We start from the raw sequence: 16,452 nt of genomic DNA on the forward strand, positions 1-16,452 counted from the left end.
CCATGACAAACAATGAGGCGCCTCGAAACGATGCTGAGGTCGTAGCTGCGGCGTGGTCTGTTGTCCTGTCCTACGGTACCGATCGCATCGATCCGCTCGTCCCCCGAACTGCTTACAGCCACGCGTCGCTGCGAGTGCTCTGGCCTATGGTCAGCCACGGTGTCCTGTATCTGAGCCGGTGCACCAGATATCCCTGGTCCCGTGACATCGGAACAGCCTTTCCTCAAGGTGGGGGCGGTTACCGGGTGCGTCGCGAGTCCGATAAAGCTCTCCTCGGCGAGGTCGACACCATCGAAGAGGCATACAAGTTGATCGCCGCCACTCTCCCCGAGGGCTGCGGGCCAGCGATCGACGGATCGGCGGACGATCTCTGAGCTGCGGGACACACAACGGCCCCTGCGGCCCAGAGGCAGGGAACGGCTCCACGAGCTTGAGGCTCCGCACGAGACTGATGGCCCCCCTTGGATGCCGACCGCCACTCGGCAGGAATGCGGTTTGCGCCAAGGACTGCCCGCTTCTGGCGCCGTGCCCCGTCCGTGCCCAGCAGAGCGGACAACAGCGGTCAGGTACGGTTTCCTGGGACCGTAGTCAACCATCCCGTCCGACAGGAAAGCGCAGGTCAGAGCACCTTTGGTAGCCCAAGAACCGTTGATTCCCAAGCTCAGAGCGCGAGTTCGATTCTCGTCACCCGCTCCATGAAAAAGCCCCAGGCCAACGGCTCGGGGCTTCTTTGTATGCGGCACCTTGCCGCTGCCCGCCCGGCGCCTGCCCACAGCGCTCTCCGAGCTTGCCGGCCTCAAGCACGGCACAGTGAGCTTGCCGCTTCACCTGGCGTGGTCGGGACTGACTACGTTCGATCTCGATCAGCCCCGGCTGCGGATGAGCTACTACCGCATCGTGCTGACCGAGGGCCAGTGGATAGGAGGCGCGGTGGAAGGCGAGGCGGCTGGTGGATCGGGGCCGGGCACCGGCAGCAACGGCCGGATCCAGTGATACGCGGCATCCGCCAGATCCGAGTCGTAGGGCCGGGCCCGGTCGGGCCGGTCAGCCGCGATCCCGAACCGGTGAGCGAGACAGTCGCACGACACGTCGGACGAGTTGAGGGCCACGGGCACCGGCACCGGCACGTGCAACAAGGACAACAGGGCTTCCTGTCGCACCCGAGCCTCAGCACCTCCGAACTGCACCAGGTCCCTGTCCTCATGCACAACGACCGCGGAATCACCCGGCCTATCAGCCACTTTCGATCACACCGCACTCAAGATCGCTAGGTCAACAGCCTCTTACGGTCCGTTCCGGATCGGTGACCTGAGGCGAAGGGGCGGATGTCGGGCACGTTGGATCGGTTCGCGGCTCCGCCATCCGGGTGAGGAGCCTGCGGCACCTGCCCGTTGACTCCGACGATCGGCGGTCGTACCGTGCGGCGGGCAGAGATGTGACCGTCGTTCATAACCGAGGACGTGGGGTGGGGTCGTGGGGCAGCGCAGGGTCGTGGTGTCGGGTGGCGGTACGGGGATCGGGCGGGCGGTGGCCGAGGTCTTTGCGGCGGACGGCGACCACGTCGTCCTCATCGGGCGGCGCGAGGGGCCACTGGAGAAGGCCGCCGGAGAGCTCGACGCCGCGCATGGTGCGGGAACGGCCTCCTGGGTCGCCGCCGATCTGAGCGATCCCGGCCAGGTCCGCAGAGCCGTGGAATTCTGCAGCGCGGGCGGCGCACAGGTCGACGTGGTCGTCGCCAACGCCGGCGGCAACGTCGCACCGGCCCACGACGGCACCCTCGAAGGCGTCGCGGACAGCTTCCGCCGCAACTTCGAGGCCAACGTCCTCACCGCCGTGCTGCTCACCGAAGGGCTGCTGCCGCACCTCACCCGGCCCGGCGGCCGAATCATCCAGATGTCGTCTATCGCCGCGCTGCGCGGCCCCGGTTCGTACGGCGGCTCCAAGGCCACCGTCAACACCTACACCGTCGACCTGGCGCAGAAGCTCGGCCCGCAGGGCATCACCGTCAACGCGGTCGCCCCAGGCTTCGTCGCCGACACCGAGTTCTTCGGCGACCGGGCCACGCCCGAGTTCGTCGCCGCCCGGACCGAGCAGTCGCTGACGGGCCAGGCGGGCCGACCCTCGGACATCGCCGCCGCGGTGCACTATGTGGCGTCACCTGAAGCGGCGTACATGACGGCGGCGATCGTGCATGTGAACGGGGGTGCAGCGCTGGGGCGATGACGGCCCGTTACCGGATCGCTGCCGCCACGCGTGCGACCAGCCCGACTCCGCACTCGCTGCGCCGGCATGGGGATCTCGCCATTGAAGATCGTTAACCTGGAAGTCGCTGGTCGCCGGCGGGGGGCCGATGGTGAATCGTCTGTCAGCGAGGGACTTCGTGGCTCGTGAGTACGAGCAGTGCCCGCAGCAGCGTGGTGGCGTCGCGGGTGTCGAGGCGGAGCTTGGTGAGGATGCGCCAGCCTTTCACGTGGGAGAAGGCGTGCCCGCGGCGGCGGCTTCCCGCGCGATCAGCATGTTTAGCTTCCTTCTTCCCGCTGGTCAGCGGCTTGGTGGAAGTCAGCCACTCCCGTATGAACATCCCTCGCTCGGACTGGGCCCTGTCCCGGATCAAGGTGGAACCGGTCACCGAACAGGCGGCCAAGACTGCGGCGGCGCTCCTCAAAGGCGCAGGACCACACGGCACAGGGACGCCATCGACGCCACGGTCGCCGAGGTCGCGCTCCGCCAACCGAAACCCGTCGCCTTGCTGACGTCCGACAGCGACGACATGGCCAAGCTCTGCGGCATCCAGGTCCGCGTCATCCCCCTCTGACTCACCAGCCCACCCAGAGCATGTACCTCGGCAGGTTCTGGTGCGGCTGCCGCCACGCGTGTCCCATCCGTGCCCATCGGAGCGGACAAGAGCGGTCATGTACGGCGCCCGGAGACCGCTCCGGCCTCGCACGTCTCGACTAAATATGCAGGTCAGAGCCCATGCTGTCGTTCGAGAACCGTTGATTCCCAAGCTCAGGGGACGAGTTCGATTCTCGTCACCCGCTCTTTCACGAACCCCCAGGTCATGGACCTGGGGGTTCGTCGTTGCCCAGACTTCCCCGGCGTCGCGCACCACCTGGGCCCTTGTTCTCGTAGGCTCGGGTGAGTATCGCTGCGGTGGCGGCCACGACCTGGGGGAGTTCGGCCCGTGCAACCACCTCGGCATCCCCCCGAGCCTCAGCAACTCGCAGCAGGCGTGCTCGGTGCCCTCGACCGGGATGACCGCCTCGACCCGTCCGTCGTCACCGCCGGCGGTCGCGGTGGAGCCGAAGGCCCTCACCACCGCAAGGGCAACGTTGCCGAGCAAGCGCCGGCGTCCCCGGGGAGAAAGGCGGACGGTGGCTGTGCCGATATAGCAGTGGGCCTGGAAGTCATCGAGGTAGGAGACCCAGTACACGCCCAGGTCGAAGTCCTGCGGCCGGTCGAACCGCTCGTCGCCCAGCATGGGAGGGGACCGGAGAACCCTTCGGTCCCCTCCCATGTCCGGTCAGAGCCAGGAGTCCCAGATGCCGTACGCCGTCGATCGGGTCACGGCCTCGACGCCCGAGGCGTCGAGCCGTACGACGCGGTAGTAGTACAGGCCGAGCCGGTCCTCGTGCACCGTGGTGTCCATGTAGAACGCGGCGTCACCCATCGCGCCCTCCGCCAGGGCCACGTAGGCGGCAGTGGCAGGGTCCCAGCGCTCCACGCGGTAGCTCGCGAACCGGGAACAGTCCCCGAGTCCGGAGCTTTCGGAGCAGCCGACGTACAGATCCGGGTACTGGCCCTCACGGACCTCGGTCTCCGTCCAGCCTGGCGGCTGGGTGTCGGGCAGGGTGACCGAGACCTCGGCGGGGTGGAGGACGTCGAGTGGATCGTCGCGGTGATCGTCCATCGCGGCCACCTTGTAGACGTGGGTGGCGCCGTCCGGCACTGTCGGGCAGAGGATTTCGGTCCTGGTCAGGGAGCTGCCGGTCCAGCAGTTGTTCTTCCAGACCGTCTCACCGCTGTCCGGGTCGGTGACGCCCTGCCACGCGCGGTAGCCGGAGACATCGGTGTCGGCGGGCGGCGTCCAGGTCAGCCGGACGCCGAGCGGGACGCGCTCCGCGGTCAGGTCCTGGACCGGGGCCGGACGCTGCGTGTCCGGGGTGGTCTCCGTGGCGGGCGGGCCGGCCTGCGACACATGTCCGTACCGGTCGATCGTCACGACTCGGTACTCGTACGTCGTCTCCGACTTGCCCTGGACGTCCCAGCAGCTGCCGTTGACCTGTTTGCGGGCGGACAGGGGAGCATCGTCGTCCGCCCAGGTCCAGTACGTGTCCGGGTCATCCAGCGGCTGGTCCACTGAGCTGTTCGGCTTGCACTGGTCCACGACGTCGGTCTCGCCGGTCGCGGTGTCGGTCCGGATGATCTTGTACGTAGGAAGGGGCTGCTCGTCGACGGTCCACGGGTCGACGCTGCTCCACTCGACCATCACGCCCTCGTCGAACCTGTCGGCAGTGGTCTTGAACGCGGGGATCGCCTCCGGCCGGTCGGCCATCTTCAGAGTGATCTCCACCGGCGCGGCAGGGTTGCCCCTGGCGTCCAGCGAGCGCACCGCGTACCGGTAGCTGTCGGAGACGGCGGCCGACTGGCGCGGCACGACGTCGGTCCGGGTGGTGGGGCTCCCGTCGGGAAGAGCGTCGGTGTAGTCGCCGGTCGCCGGGTCGTACTGGAGGACCTGGTAGGAGGCGGCCCCGGCGACGGGTGACCACACCAGATGCGGAACGCCCGACCGGTACTCGGCGCGGAGCCCTGTGACGGCGGCGGGCGCGGTCAGGTCGGGGGTGGTGAACGTCGTGGCGGCCGAGTACGCCGACCAGTTCCCGGCGGCGTCCCGGGCCCGCCCCCGGTAGGTGACCTTGCTGCCGTCGGCCCGGTAACCGGTGTCGCAGATGGCACCCTTGGTGCCGGAGTAGATGGTGCTCCAGCTCTTCGTGGTGGCGTCGAGCCGCTGCATCTCGTACCGGGCGATGTCGGCGGCATTCTGCGCGGTGGTGACCAGCTCCGGTGCCGCGTAGGGCTGGTCGGCCGGGCAGGCATCCCATTCGACGAAGGGCGCGGCGGGCGGCGTCCTGTCGACGGTGGTGACGAGCTTGTCGGAGCTGCCGCCGGATGCATTGCCCGCCTTGTCGACGGCCCGCACCTCGTAGTAGTAGGCCGCTCCGGTCTTGGGCAGCGCGCTGTCGGTGTACGACGTGGCGGTGGTCGTCGCGAGCTGCTTGCCGTACGTCGCGCCCTTCAGCCGCCGGTAGACCCGGTAGTTCGCCAGGTCCATCTCCTTGCTCCTGGTCCAGGTGAGCTTGGCGGCGCCGGTGGCGGAGTTGTACGAGACGGCCGTGCCAGTCGGAATGAGGGGCTTGACCTTGTCGTAGGCGGCGGAGGTGCGTGGCGTATAGGCGAACCTGACGTTCGCGGAACCTGTCCAGTTGACGAAGTCGAAGCGGATCGTGTGCTTGCCCGCGGGGATCGTCACATTGACCGTCTTCTTGACGGTGGCGGAGACGTTCTTCCATACGTCGATCTTGCGGACGCCATCGACATAGACGCGCATTCCGTCCAGGGCGGAGGCCGTGAACGTGAAGGGGCCACCGGAGCCGAAGTCGCGTGTCACCGACCAACGCACGCCGAAGTTGTTGGACGGCACGCCGGAGACAGGGGCTCCGCTGCCCCAGTTCTGGTCGATCTTGGAATCGCAGTCCGTCTTCTTCGGCGTGCCCGAGAACGTCGTGTTCGCGAAGAACTGCCGTGTGAAGACGGGGGAAGTACAGTTCACCGCCGCGGAAGCAGGTACGGCGGTGGCGTAGAGCACTCCGCCTGCCGTGGCCAGAGCCAAGGCGGTGGCGGTCGTGCGTCTGGCTGGGTTCATCAAGTCATTCAGTCCTGTTCGGCGGCCGATGTCGGTCAGACGTCGCCGAACAAGACAGACAAGAGGGCCGGTTGGTTGTACGAGCCTCAGCCGTGACAGCTCAGCCGCTGGGGCACGGTCTCCGTAGCGACTCCCGTGCCCCATCCGTGCCCAGCAGAGCGGCCCCTTCAACGGCCCAAGAACCGTTGACTCCCAAGCTCAGAGCGCGAGTTCGATTCTCGTCACCCGCTCCATGAAAAAGCCCCAGGCCAGCGGCCGGGGGCTTCTTTGTTGTCCGGACCACGCTACGTCTTGCGGGCCGGTCGGTTCATCCTGACCAGCCTGCGCCTCCGGTCGCACGCCCTGTCGATCCCGTCCATGCACCGCAGGCCACCGGCCCACGGAGACCGCCCTGGGGTCGGCAGGGGCGGTGGAACCGCTGGTTCATACCGAGCGTGGTGTCCTACGGTGTTTCGAACCCGGGACCAGCACCGGGGCCAGTGGACGTTGGCACGTGAACAGCGGCTCGGTGGCTGAGGGGACAGCGCTGGCGGATCGGATCGCAGAGCGGCGGGCCGGCATCGGAGATCCGCGGGCGATGCTGGGTGAGTTGCGGCGGACGTTGGTACTGGTGCCGTTCAACGGGGCGGGTTGTGGACCGCGGGGTTCGGCGGGATCCGCTGGGTCTGTGGGTTCACCGACGAGGAAGCGCCGGCCCGGTTCGCCCAGGCACGCAGCACCGCGAGCAGGTGAGCTTCACCTGGGACGGCAGCACGCTCTGCGAACAGACCACCACCTCCGCCGACCTTTCGCACCCGGTCGTCCTCACCTGGGACCACTCCGGGATGCGCCCGCTGGCCCAGACCGAACGCAAAGCAGGAGAGCCTGCCGGTCGACGATGTTCCGGTCTGGTTCGCGGCCGTCAGTTCCGGGAACGAAGAGCGCGCCCCGCAGTTCGCCAGGACCGGCCACGAGGGATACGTGGAGCACACGGGGGGAGGCCGGCCGTGGGAGTTGCGGGACTGGCTGTACCGCTTCGACCCCGACGAGGACTCCCGAGGCTGGGAGTGGTGGGACGCCACACCGGTCGGACCGTCCCGCGTACACGTCTGGGTGGACAGCTGGGGGGAATCCTTCTTCGGCTGTCAGGAACTGCTCTGGGCCGCATATGCAGCGGGCGCAGTCCGGGTCGAGGGCCCTGCGCTCCAGAAATTCGCGGTGTGGTCTGCAGAGCGGGGACCTACGCGCTGACACCGCTCGGCGAGGGCTGGACATGCGAAGCAATGCTCGGATGAGGGCGCTCCTGCAGGAGACGGACACCGCAGGACTGGGCGTCCGGCACATCCCTCCCATGTTCCGTGAAGTCGTGGAGCGAGGATGGTCCTTGACACCCGCCGGTGGGCGGGTGCTGATCGACCTCCTCCCTGAGAACCTCCCGGAGTACCCCGACCGGCTCGCGGAGGAAATCACGGTCAACGGCAGGGGAATGACGGACTACGACCTGCCCACCGCGACGGACGAACGCACGCCGCTCCTCGTACGGAGGTGCCTGGCCTACGTCGCCGCCTGCCTGCATGCCGCACAGGAGCACTTCGGCGACACAGCGGTGAAGTCCTACGTCTCGTTCTCCTTCGCCGACACCGACGAGGCACTACTGACCTCCAACGTCACCTTCTGCACACCACTGCCCGACGTCCGCCCGTACATCCCGGACCTCGAGGGCGTGACGGACGCAGCGGTCGCGGAGCTCTCCGCGGAAGACTGTTCCCACTGGTCATGAGCGTCAACGCGCACCGGTGTCCCCACCGACGCCGGTGCGCACCGCAGCGGACATCCGCAGACGCCACCGCCCGTGCCCCAGCCGTGCCCAGCAGAACGGACAACAGGGGTCGTGTACGGCGCCCAGAGACCACACCGACCTCACCCACTCGGGGCAAACTTCCAGGTCAGAGCTGCTTTGGCTATCCAGGAACCGTTGATTCCCAAGCTCGGAGCGCGAGTTGGCCTCTCGTCACCCGTTCCACGAAGCACAGCAACTTGGCCCCGGGCCGGCGGCCCGGGGACCTCGCCGACAAACTGAAACGATCACGTCGTGAAGGCGCCCGGCGTCGTGGGCACGGCTCCGGGCGCATGGGCGGGTCGGTCACCGCCGCGGATGCGCGGTCCGGGCGGACGGAGCGGGCAGCGTGACCGACGAGGACGGCAGGGGTGACGGCTGTGGCGGTCGGCCTCTCGCGTCTCCTTCCAAGCGCCACCGAGACCGCGCCTGGAGGCGCTCAGTCGCGGGGTGGCTTAGCGTTTCCCATGACGGGCCGGGGCCGACAGTGGTGATACGGGACGGCGGATCAGCGGTGGAGCAGCACGAGGGCATGGCTTCACGTCAGGCGGATGACGGATGGTGGTCAGGCCGTCTGCATGAGCTCTGGCGCGTCGCCGAAAATGCGCAGGACGTGACGGGGCTGGCCGATTCTCTCTACGACATGCTGCTCCGCATGCCCGGCGTACTGGCCGTCGTGGGTACCCGCTGGAGCGGCGGGCTGCTCCACTATCTGCGTAGTGTCACCGTGGCGGAGCCGACGTCATCGCTCGTGGAAATCGAACGGAATTACGGCGAATCCGGCGCAGCCGGGGCTCCGGACGGTGATCCGACTGTCTCGGTTCACGAGGTGTCGGAGCTCGACGGCGCCATGCCGCACGTCCAGGTGCTGGCGGCAGTCGGCACGCGGAGCTTGGCCGAGTGTGCCGTGCCGCTGGGGCAGGACGGCTGGGCCTCGTTCATGGTCGGTACCGCGGACAGGGACACCATCGATGTGACGCTGCGGACCCGGTTGAAGCAGGTGGCCGAGGTCGCCATGGTCTCGGACAGGCGCATCACGGCGCGGCGCGCCGACGAGGTGCGTCAGGTGAGTGACGCCTTTCTGGCGGAGGCGTCGTTGCAGATGGATTCGAGCCTTGATGTGAAGAGCACTTTGGAGCGGGTGGCTCGCACGGCCGTTCCCGCCATCGCCGAGGGGTGCGTTCTGCATCTCTCTCTTCCCGAAGGACTGAGGTCCGTGTCCTTCGCGCACATGGACGCCGGTGACCAGCAGTGGCTCGGCGAGGTCGCGTCCGAGGACGCCTGGCTGACGGAGGCGCTACGGCAGGTGCTCGGCAACGGGCAGGCACTGGCGCTGACGGGGAAGGGGTTGCGAGGGGGGCCCTTCGGGCCTGCCTCGTCCGGGCCCGGCCGCGCCGTGCGGGCGATCAGTGTGAATCCGCTCAAGGCCCGCGGCCGGGTCCTGGGTACCCTGACGTTTCTCTACCATCGGGCGGTCGTGGCCGAGGGGGCCTCACAGTTCCTCGCGGGTCTGGCCGACCGGGCTGCGTTGGCCATCGACAGCAGCACCCTGTACGAACAGCGGCGCCGCCACGTGGTCTCTCTCCAGCGGCATCTGCTCCCGAGAGAGCTGCCGCTGATTCCGGGAATCACGCTGAGTTCCGCGTACGAAGTGGGTGACGTCTCGCTCGACGTGGGCGGCGACTTCTACGACGCCGTCCCGAGTGCGCAGGGTGGTGTGACCCTCCTCCTCGGTGACGTCTGCGGTCGCGGGGCGGAGGCGGCGGCGCTGACAGGTCTGGCCCGCCACACCCTGCGCACCCTCCTCGAGGACGGCAGTACGCCCGAGCACGCGCTGGAACGGCTGAACCAGGCCCTGGTCAGGGAGGGCACGTCCCGCTTCGTGACGGCGCTCGTAGCAGTGCTGGTACCGGACGGGTGGGGGTTTCGTGCGCGCTACTGGAGTGCCGGGCATCCGGCGCCCCTGATGCGACGTGCGGACGGCACCGTGGAGGAACTCCTCGCCCACGGGGACCTGCTGGGCGTGCTGGAGGACATCGAGTACGGATCCGGGTCGGTGCGCCTGGCGCCGGGGGACGCGCTGGTGATGTTCACCGACGGAGTGACCGAGGCAAGAGCGGCCGACGGCACGTTCTTCGAATCGCGTCTGCGGGACGAGGTCGTGCGGCAGGGTGCCGGTGGGGCCCAGCGGTTCGCCGAGCGGCTGGCAGAGGCTGTCGTGGACTTCCGGGCGACGGGTGCCGACGACATCGCCGTGCTTGTCGCAGGGGCGGAGTCCATCGGATGAGCGGGCCTGCCGGGGAGCAGAGGATCGATCACGACCTCGTCTGGGTGGTCGAGGATTCGGCGGAGGACGCCGAGGCCATCGCACGGGCGCTCCGTCGCACCCATCCGGACCTGACCCTGGACTTCACCGACCGGGGGACGGGATTCGTCGAGCGGCTGCTGGAAGCTCCCCGTCGGCCGGGGCTCGTCCTCCTGGACCTGAAGCTGCCCGGTCCCAGTGGAGCCGAAGTGCTGCGGTCGATCCGGTCCCGGCCGGAACTGGAGGGCGTGGCCGTCGTCGCCTTCACCTCGTCCACCGGGCCGGACGAGGTGGACACGACCTATGCGGCAGGCGCCGACAGCTACATCTACAAGCCGGTCAACTTCGAACTCTTCAGCGCGGTGCTGAAGGGGGCTGTCGACTACTGGCAGAGGAAGGCGGGGGGCGGGGAGGAGGGCCCTCCCGCTCAGCCTCCCTCCTGACCCAGGGTGAAGAAGAACGTCGTCCCACGGGCTGGTTCGCTGTCGAGCCACAGCTCGCCGCCGTGGCGCTCGACGATCCGCCTGACGATCGCGAGCCCCACGCCGGTGCCGCCCCCGCGCTCGCCCTGCCCGTGCAGTCTGCGGAAGAGCTCGAAAACCTGGTGCTGCTGGCCGGGCGGGATGCCGATGCCGTTGTCCCGGACCACGACGGTCTGCTGTGGAGGCCCGCCGGACGGTGGGCGAAGCGTGTCGACCAGGACCTCGACCGTGCGGTCGCCCTGGTCAGCGGCGTACTTGGCCGCATTCACCAGGAGGTTGACCAGCACTTCGTAGAGCCGGCTCTCATCGGCGTACACCTCGGGCAGGTCATGTCGGACGACCCGCACGTGGGCTTCGGCCAGGCGTTCGCCGGCCACGTCGAGCGCGGAATCCAGTACGCGGTCCAGTGGGACCTTGGTGCGGTGAAGCCCGCCTCGGCCCAGTCGGGCGAAGTGCAGCAGTGAGTCGAGCAGGTCGTCCATCCGGCCGGCCAGCCGTCGCACGGTGTGCATCCGGCGGACGGTGGTCGCATCGAGCTCCGCGGCGGCGTCCTCGATGACGAAGGTCGCGGCGTTGGAGATGCCTCGTAGTGGCTCTTTCAGGTCGTGAGCTGCCACGTGAGCGAATGAGTCGAGGTCGGAGTTGGTGATGCGTAGCTCTTCGTTCAACGCTGCCAGCTCCGCCTCGTGCCGCAGTACGAGTCCTGTCAGCGTGCGCCAGAGCTCCTGTGCGGTGGCACGGTCGGTGGGCGTCCAGGGCAGGCACTGTCCATGTACCACCGCGCGGAATACGGCACCTGAGCCGCGAGGGGTGAGCCGTTCGCCCCGTGGTCCGACCTGGACGGGCCTGGAGGGGTCGGCGGCCCATCGGCGGGCGGTCGGGCGGGCCTTGCGGAACCAGGCGAGGTAGTCGCCCGAGCGGCTCAGCGTCACCATCAGGGCCCCTGCCGGGCCGTCTTCCACCAAGTCGTCCTGATCACCCGACTCCTCCGACAGGCGGTCCGTACTCCAGACCGTGCCGGGTGCCGGCCCTGTCGCGCGTGTCTGAAGGGCCTCCAGCAGTGCAGGGGGAACGCTCATCCCGCTGATGGTGCTCCGGCCACCGCGGCAGAGCACCGCGCCGTCGGCGTGCAGCAGATCTCTGAAGGCGTCGTCACCTGCCAGGAGTGAGTCCCCCAAGTCCGACGTGACCCGAAAGATGATCCGGTCGAGGCGCTCGCGGGATGCGGTGAGTGCCTCGGCCTGCTCTCGTTCCTCGATGACCGCGAGTTGGAGGGAGAAGGCCACGCCGAAGAACTCGCACGCCGCCCGCATTTCCGGGGGGACGGTGACAGCAGCGTAGCCGTGGCAGGCGATCAGCCCCCAGAGCTCGCCTTCCCGGAGGACGCTCACCGACATCGACGACTTCACACCGATGTTCCGCAGGTACTCCAGGTGGAAGCCGGACACCGTGCGCAGCACGGAGTTCGACAGGTCCAGTGGCAGGCCCGAATCGGCTCGGAGCGGAGGGTGCAGACCCACGCTGGTGTCATCCACGTCGGCGATGACCCGGATCCAGTTGTCGCGGTAGAGCCTCCTCGCCTGGGGCGGGATGTCGCTGGCGGGGAACCAGAGTCCGAGCCAGGGCTCCCGGCCCTCGGCGATGTCCTCGGCGACCACCTCTCCCGGCCCGTTCTCCCCGTCGAAGCGGTAGGCGACCACGCGGTCGAAGCCTGTAAGAGCCCGGATCTCACGGGCTGCCGCCTGGCAGCATTCGACTACAGCCATCGAGGACCGCAGACGCGTCAGAGCTCGCCGGACCCCCTGGTAGAAGTGCGGGAAGTGTGGCGCCGCGACGGTGCGCGACTCGTACTCCAGAACGACCAGAGGCCCGTGCCGGTGCGCGGTCACGTCGAACATATGGGGGGCGCCCGCCACATCGACGGAGACGGGGAGGACCAGGCTTGCCGCATCGGGCTGAGCGCAGACCTGGAGCGCCTCGTCCCAGTGCTCGGGGGACAGGACCCGCGTGATGGGCCCTCCGACCAACTCCTCGGCAGCAATCCCCAGCAGGAAGAGCGTGTTCAGTGCTGCCGTGTCCACGGTGCCGGTGTCGGCCTCCGCCGCGAGCAGGGTGCCGTGGGACTGGATCATGCCCAGCCGGTGAATGGGCTCCCGGACACATTCGCTGAGGTCGAAGCCGATGGCCGCCGCCGCTTCGGCCTCGCGTTCCGGTTCCGGTAGGGACATCTCTTCTCCCCCGCACAGAGTTCTCGAACCGGCCTGATCGATGTCCGGTTTGCCGCGATCCTTCCATGGTGCCCTGCGGCGGAGGAACTGCTGCGGGTGTGTGTCGTTGCTCCCCGCGGCAGCCAACTGCCGTGGGTGATCAGCTCTTGCGCAACCAGGCGTCGCCCCCGGCACCATCGTGGCGTCCTTCCGGGACCTGCGCCCGATGCTTTATCGGGCTGTCTCGCCCTTCCTCCGAGACAGCCACGAGGACGTGCGCGAAGCCGCCGTTATCGCCGCGCTCATCCTCGCCGAGCACCCCGCGCTCGCCGAGCACCGCGATCACCTCGCCGTGCACGCGCGCGCCATCCTGGACACCAGCGGCGACGACCCCAACCGGCGTGTTGCCCAGAAGGCGCTCGAAGCGTGGGGCCACGACGTCCCCGACTCTGAGCCTTTCCTGGAGGAGTCCTGGGGCTGGGGGCCACACAGCGATGGCCGCAGCTATCTCGAACCGCCCTTCTGACCGATACGCACATGGCCGGCGGGCTTGTACTCCCAGCGCTGGAAACCGCACCCTCCGGTCGCGAAACCTTGACCGGAACGATCCGTGCCGCAAACCCAAGCCCTCTCGCGCATACTCCAGTATGCTTGACGTATGTCCTCAACGACTCGCATCACCGTCACACTTCCCAGCGACCAGGTGGCGGAGCTACGCAAGCTCACGGACAACGTCTCCGGCTATGTGGCGGAAGCCGTGGCCCGCCAGATCCGGCACCAGCTTCTGGGCGACGACCTTCGCCGGCATGAAGAAGAGCACGGAGGCTTCAGCGACGAGGAACTCACCGAGGCCCACTCGAAGATCTTCGGCGCCACCGGCTCTTCCAAGGACGCGGACGCCGCGTGAGCGAGCGCATCGAAACCGTTGTCCTGGACTCGGAAGGACTCTCCGCCTGGATTGCGCAGGACCGCAAGCTCCTCGCGATGCTGCAGGTCTTCCACGACATGGGAGCCGACCTGGTGATCGGGGCGAACACCATCGTGGAAGTAACCCACTCCCGTACCAACATGCCTCGCCTGAGCTGGGCCCTGTCCCGCATCAAGGTGGAGCCGGTCACCGAGCAGGCGGCGAAAGCAGCGGCTGAGCTCCTCAAGGGCGCCGGACTGCACGGGCACAAGTACGCCATCGACGCCACGGTCGCCGAGGTCGCGCTCCGGCAGCCGAAGCCGGTCGCCCTGCTGACCTCCGACGGCGACGACATGACCAAGCTCTGCGGCGACCAAGTCCGCGTCATCCCCCTCTGACCCGCCATCCCAGCCGGAGCATGTACCTCGGCAGGGTCTGTTGCGGCTGCCGCCACTCGTGCCCCATCCGTGCCCAGCGGAGCGGACAACAGCGGTCATGTACGGTGCCCGGAGACCGCTGCGGCGTCGCACGCCTCGACCAAATACGCAGGTCAGAGCCGATGCAGTCGTTCAAGAACCGTTGATTCCCAAGCTCAGAGCGCGAGTTCGATTCTCGTCACCCGCTCCATGAAAAAGCCCCAAGCCAGTGGCCGGGGGCTTCTTTGTTGCCTGGACCGTTCAGGGGCCCGCACCAGATCCGCACCGGAAGGCTGCTAACGAAGAGTGGATTCAAGCAATAGTTCGCTCAGGTCCGACGGCATGGTGATCATGCAGTCGTGTCCGGTCGGCAGTTCCCGTATCCGTGCCGGGGAGCCGTTGGGCTGTGTCGCGGGGACAGGCCGCCGCACGATGCCTTCCGGCTCGGCGCCGACACAGTGGATGTGCGTACGCGGAACCGAGTCCAAGGCGGGGTTGTCCAGCCGGACCGGTTGCCGCAGGCAGCGCACTGGCTGGTCGGAGAGCGTCGCACGCAGCCATGCGATGTCCGCCGGGTCGGTGACCCCGAACAGCCCGAGGGGCGCGGGCATCTCGGGCAGCGGCGGGATGCGCCAGTCGTTGTCGGACTCGGCGGCCAGGTCGATCAGGTTCTGGGTGATGGGCTGCACGTCGACGGCGGTCTCGCCGTGCTCCGGGACCATCGCGTCCAGGTACACCAGATGCGCGATCCGTTCCGGCACCTCGTTGGCCACGGACGAGACGACCAGCCCCGCGTAGCTGTGCCCCACGAGCACCACCTCGCTCAGGTCCTCCTCGTGGATCAGCTCTACGACGTCCTGGACGTGCGTGTCGAGCCCCACCTCGGGACCGAGCAGGTGTGCCTTGTCGCCGTAGCCGGTCAGCGAGGGCGCGAGCACGCGGTGTCCAGCCGACTCCAGCAGTGGGACCACACGCTCCCAGCACCGGCCGCTGTGCCAGGCGCCGTGTACCAGCAGAAAAGTTGCCATGAGGGGATTTCTCTTCCTCTTCGGGGCGTGACGGCATGGGGACATGATGGTTCCGGTTTGTGCCTCGGTACTCTTCGGGAACCGCGATCATCGTGCTGCACCTGCTACACCCCGATCAATAAGGCACATTTACGTGCCCTGGTTCTCCGGAGGTAACCATGAACGGCACAGCGGGTGGCGAGTCGTGGGCGGCACGGACGGAAGACCCGTGCCAGGCCCGTGAAGTGCTCGGCATCGTCGGCGACAAGTGGTCGCTGCTGATCGTGCGCAACCTCAGTCAGGGGCCACGCCGCTTCACCGAACTCAAGCGGTCCGTCGACGGGATCAGCCAGCGCATGCTCACCGTCACCCTTCGCGGCCTGGAACGCGATGGGATCCTCACACGGACCGTCCGCAATGTGAGCCCACCGCACGTCAGTTACGAACTCACTCCGATGGGCAGGACCCTCCGCGAAGCCACCGCGCCCCTGTTGGAGTGGAGCATCACCCACCTGACGCACATCGACGCCGCCCGCACCGCGTACGACGCCCGCCCCGACACCCCGCCCGCCTGACCCCGGCCCCGGAGGTACGCCGGCGACGCCACGGTCGCCGAGGTCGCCTTGCCGGATGCCCTGGCCACCAGCCCCGGCACCGTACGGGCGCCCGCCCGTGACACGGCATCATGCAGGCATGGTCACCATTCACCTGAAGTACGAGATCGACGCTGACAAACTTGAGGATTTCGAGGAGTACGGCCGCCGCTGGGTCCGGCTCGTCAACCGGTTCGGCGGGACGCACCACGGCTACTTCCTGCCTAGCGAGGGCGACAGCGACATTGCCTACGCCTTGTTCTCCTTCCCCAGCCTGGCCGCGTACGAGCAGTACCGCACGGACAGCATGTCCGACCCGGAGTGCCAGGAAGCGTTCGAACTGGCTCGTGAGACCCGCTGCATCAAGCGCTACGAGCGCCGGTTCCTCAGGCCGCTCGACGGCCTGTCCTAGGCCGGCGGGAGCATGCGGCGCGACCCCGCCGAGCAGCTGAGCCCAGCACTGCGATGACAGCTACTGCCGTGGGGTTCGAGGCCAATCCTCATGGCTCGGTGGCTACCGGGTACGGCGCGAATCCGATAGAGCTCTCCTCGGCGAGGCCGACACCGTCGAGGAGGCCTACGAGTTGATCGCCGCCACTCTTCCCGAGGGGTGTGGTCCTGCTGTCGTCGGCACCCCGGACCAACTGTGAACACGGTGTCGCGTCGCAGAGGCGCGTGATCGGCCACGCAGCGGGCCGGCCGTAGACGTCCGGCCGGGGTTGTGCGGTGCCGAGTGAGGTCCGGGGCCGTCGTCCGGTGTTCGGCCGGTCTCCTCTTCTCGGGCGGCAGCCGGTGG

Annotated in this window: 15 protein-coding genes and 4 pseudogenes; 15 read left to right on the plus strand and 4 right to left on the minus strand. The window is 68.1% G+C overall.

The genetic code is table 11. The features are described from left to right. Window positions 1-2 precede the first annotated feature (2 nt). The 3 genes and pseudogenes from HED23_RS35580 to HED23_RS33895 all read left to right on the plus strand — a co-directional run bounded on the left by HED23_RS35580 (window position 3) and on the right by HED23_RS33895 (window position 2,223). Window positions 3-374 carry a DUF6193 family natural product biosynthesis protein gene (locus tag HED23_RS35580; protein ID WP_238442214.1) on the plus strand — a complete coding sequence of 124 codons (372 nt, stop codon included), beginning with the start codon at window positions 3-5 and terminating at the stop codon, window positions 372-374. A gap of 370 nt (window positions 375-744) precedes the next feature. After that, window positions 745-915 (plus strand): annotated as a pseudogene (locus HED23_RS33890) (transcriptional regulator); the annotation flags it as partial. 558 nt (window positions 916-1,473) lie between these two features. Next, complete coding sequence (locus HED23_RS33895; protein WP_203187122.1) at window positions 1,474-2,223, plus strand: SDR family NAD(P)-dependent oxidoreductase; 750 nt, start codon at window positions 1,474-1,476, stop codon at window positions 2,221-2,223. Window positions 2,224-2,365: 142 nt separating this feature from the next. Here HED23_RS33895 and HED23_RS33900 read toward each other — a convergent pair whose 3' ends face one another. Beyond that, window positions 2,366-2,644, minus strand: coding sequence for a hypothetical protein (locus tag HED23_RS33900; RefSeq protein ID WP_203187123.1), 279 nt, complete (start codon window positions 2,642-2,644; stop codon window positions 2,366-2,368). On the opposite strand from HED23_RS33900, the pseudogene HED23_RS35585 reads away from it, so the two are divergent. Further along, window positions 2,550-2,815, plus strand: a pseudogene (locus HED23_RS35585) (DNA-binding protein); the annotation flags it as partial. The gene HED23_RS33900 and the pseudogene HED23_RS35585 overlap by 95 nt on opposite strands. Before the next feature lie 708 nt (window positions 2,816-3,523). Here the strand turns inward: HED23_RS35585 and HED23_RS33905 are convergent. Next, window positions 3,524-5,923 (minus strand): PA14 domain-containing protein, encoded by a 2,400-nt coding sequence (locus HED23_RS33905; protein WP_203187124.1) that lies wholly within the window; start codon window positions 5,921-5,923, stop codon window positions 3,524-3,526. 508 nt (window positions 5,924-6,431) lie between these two features. On the opposite strand from HED23_RS33905, the pseudogene HED23_RS35595 reads away from it, so the two are divergent. The 5 genes and pseudogenes from HED23_RS35595 to HED23_RS33925 all read left to right on the plus strand — a co-directional run. Further along, window positions 6,432-6,640, plus strand: a pseudogene (locus HED23_RS35595) (hypothetical protein); the annotation flags it as partial. Window positions 6,641-6,883: 243 nt separating this feature from the next. Then, entirely contained in the window at window positions 6,884-7,153 is a 270-nt protein-coding gene (locus tag HED23_RS33910; RefSeq protein WP_238442215.1) for a hypothetical protein, read from the plus strand. 133 nt (window positions 7,154-7,286) lie between these two features. After that, the gene (locus HED23_RS33915) at window positions 7,287-7,682 is read left to right on the plus strand and encodes a hypothetical protein (RefSeq protein WP_238442216.1); all 396 of its coding nucleotides are present in this window, start codon (window positions 7,287-7,289) and stop codon (window positions 7,680-7,682) included. A 589-nt stretch (window positions 7,683-8,271) separates the two neighbouring features. Further along, a complete protein-coding gene (locus HED23_RS33920) occupies window positions 8,272-10,026 on the plus strand; it encodes a PP2C family protein-serine/threonine phosphatase (RefSeq protein ID WP_238442217.1) in 1,755 nt (584 codons plus the stop codon). Next, window positions 10,023-10,487: a response regulator gene (locus HED23_RS33925; protein ID WP_203187126.1), complete on the plus strand. Its 465-nt coding sequence runs from the start codon at window positions 10,023-10,025 to the stop codon at window positions 10,485-10,487. Before HED23_RS33920 ends, HED23_RS33925 begins: the two co-directional genes overlap by 4 nt. Here HED23_RS33925 and HED23_RS33930 read toward each other — a convergent pair. Next, entirely contained in the window at window positions 10,472-12,754 is a 2,283-nt protein-coding gene (locus HED23_RS33930) for an ATP-binding protein (RefSeq protein ID WP_203187127.1), read from the minus strand. The genes HED23_RS33925 and HED23_RS33930 overlap by 16 nt on opposite strands. Before the next feature lie 205 nt (window positions 12,755-12,959). Here HED23_RS33930 and HED23_RS33935 point away from each other — a divergent pair, with 205 nt between their 5' ends. From HED23_RS33935 to HED23_RS33945, 3 genes are all read left to right on the plus strand, one after another. Beyond that, entirely contained in the window at window positions 12,960-13,259 is a 300-nt protein-coding gene (locus HED23_RS33935) for a hypothetical protein (RefSeq protein WP_238442218.1), read from the plus strand. 132 nt (window positions 13,260-13,391) lie between these two features. Beyond that, entirely contained in the window at window positions 13,392-13,640 is a 249-nt protein-coding gene (locus HED23_RS33940; RefSeq protein WP_203187128.1) for a type II toxin-antitoxin system CcdA family antitoxin, read from the plus strand. Further along, the gene (locus HED23_RS33945; RefSeq protein WP_203187129.1) at window positions 13,637-14,038 is read left to right on the plus strand and encodes a DNA-binding protein; all 402 of its coding nucleotides are present in this window, start codon (window positions 13,637-13,639) and stop codon (window positions 14,036-14,038) included. The genes HED23_RS33940 and HED23_RS33945 overlap by 4 nt, the downstream gene beginning before the upstream one ends. 314 nt (window positions 14,039-14,352) lie before the next feature. Here HED23_RS33945 and HED23_RS33950 read toward each other — a convergent pair whose 3' ends face one another. After that, window positions 14,353-15,084, minus strand: a complete 732-nt coding sequence (locus HED23_RS33950; RefSeq protein WP_203187130.1) for an alpha/beta fold hydrolase — start codon at window positions 15,082-15,084, stop codon at window positions 14,353-14,355. A gap of 158 nt (window positions 15,085-15,242) precedes the next feature. On the opposite strand from HED23_RS33950, the gene HED23_RS33955 reads away from it, so the two are divergent. The 3 genes and pseudogenes from HED23_RS33955 to HED23_RS35795 all read left to right on the plus strand — a co-directional run. Beyond that, window positions 15,243-15,638, plus strand: coding sequence for a winged helix-turn-helix transcriptional regulator (locus tag HED23_RS33955; RefSeq protein ID WP_203187131.1), 396 nt, complete (start codon window positions 15,243-15,245; stop codon window positions 15,636-15,638). Window positions 15,639-15,756: 118 nt separating this feature from the next. Beyond that, window positions 15,757-16,068, plus strand: a complete 312-nt coding sequence (locus HED23_RS33960; protein ID WP_203187132.1) for an NIPSNAP family protein — start codon at window positions 15,757-15,759, stop codon at window positions 16,066-16,068. Window positions 16,069-16,177: 109 nt separating this feature from the next. Next, a pseudogene (locus HED23_RS35795) lies at window positions 16,178-16,306 on the plus strand (DUF6193 family natural product biosynthesis protein); the annotation flags it as partial. Between the last annotated feature and the right edge of the window lie 146 nt (window positions 16,307-16,452).

Source organism: Streptomyces pratensis (assembly GCF_016804005.1).
GTDB classification, from domain to species: domain Bacteria; phylum Actinomycetota; class Actinomycetes; order Streptomycetales; family Streptomycetaceae; genus Streptomyces; species Streptomyces pratensis_A.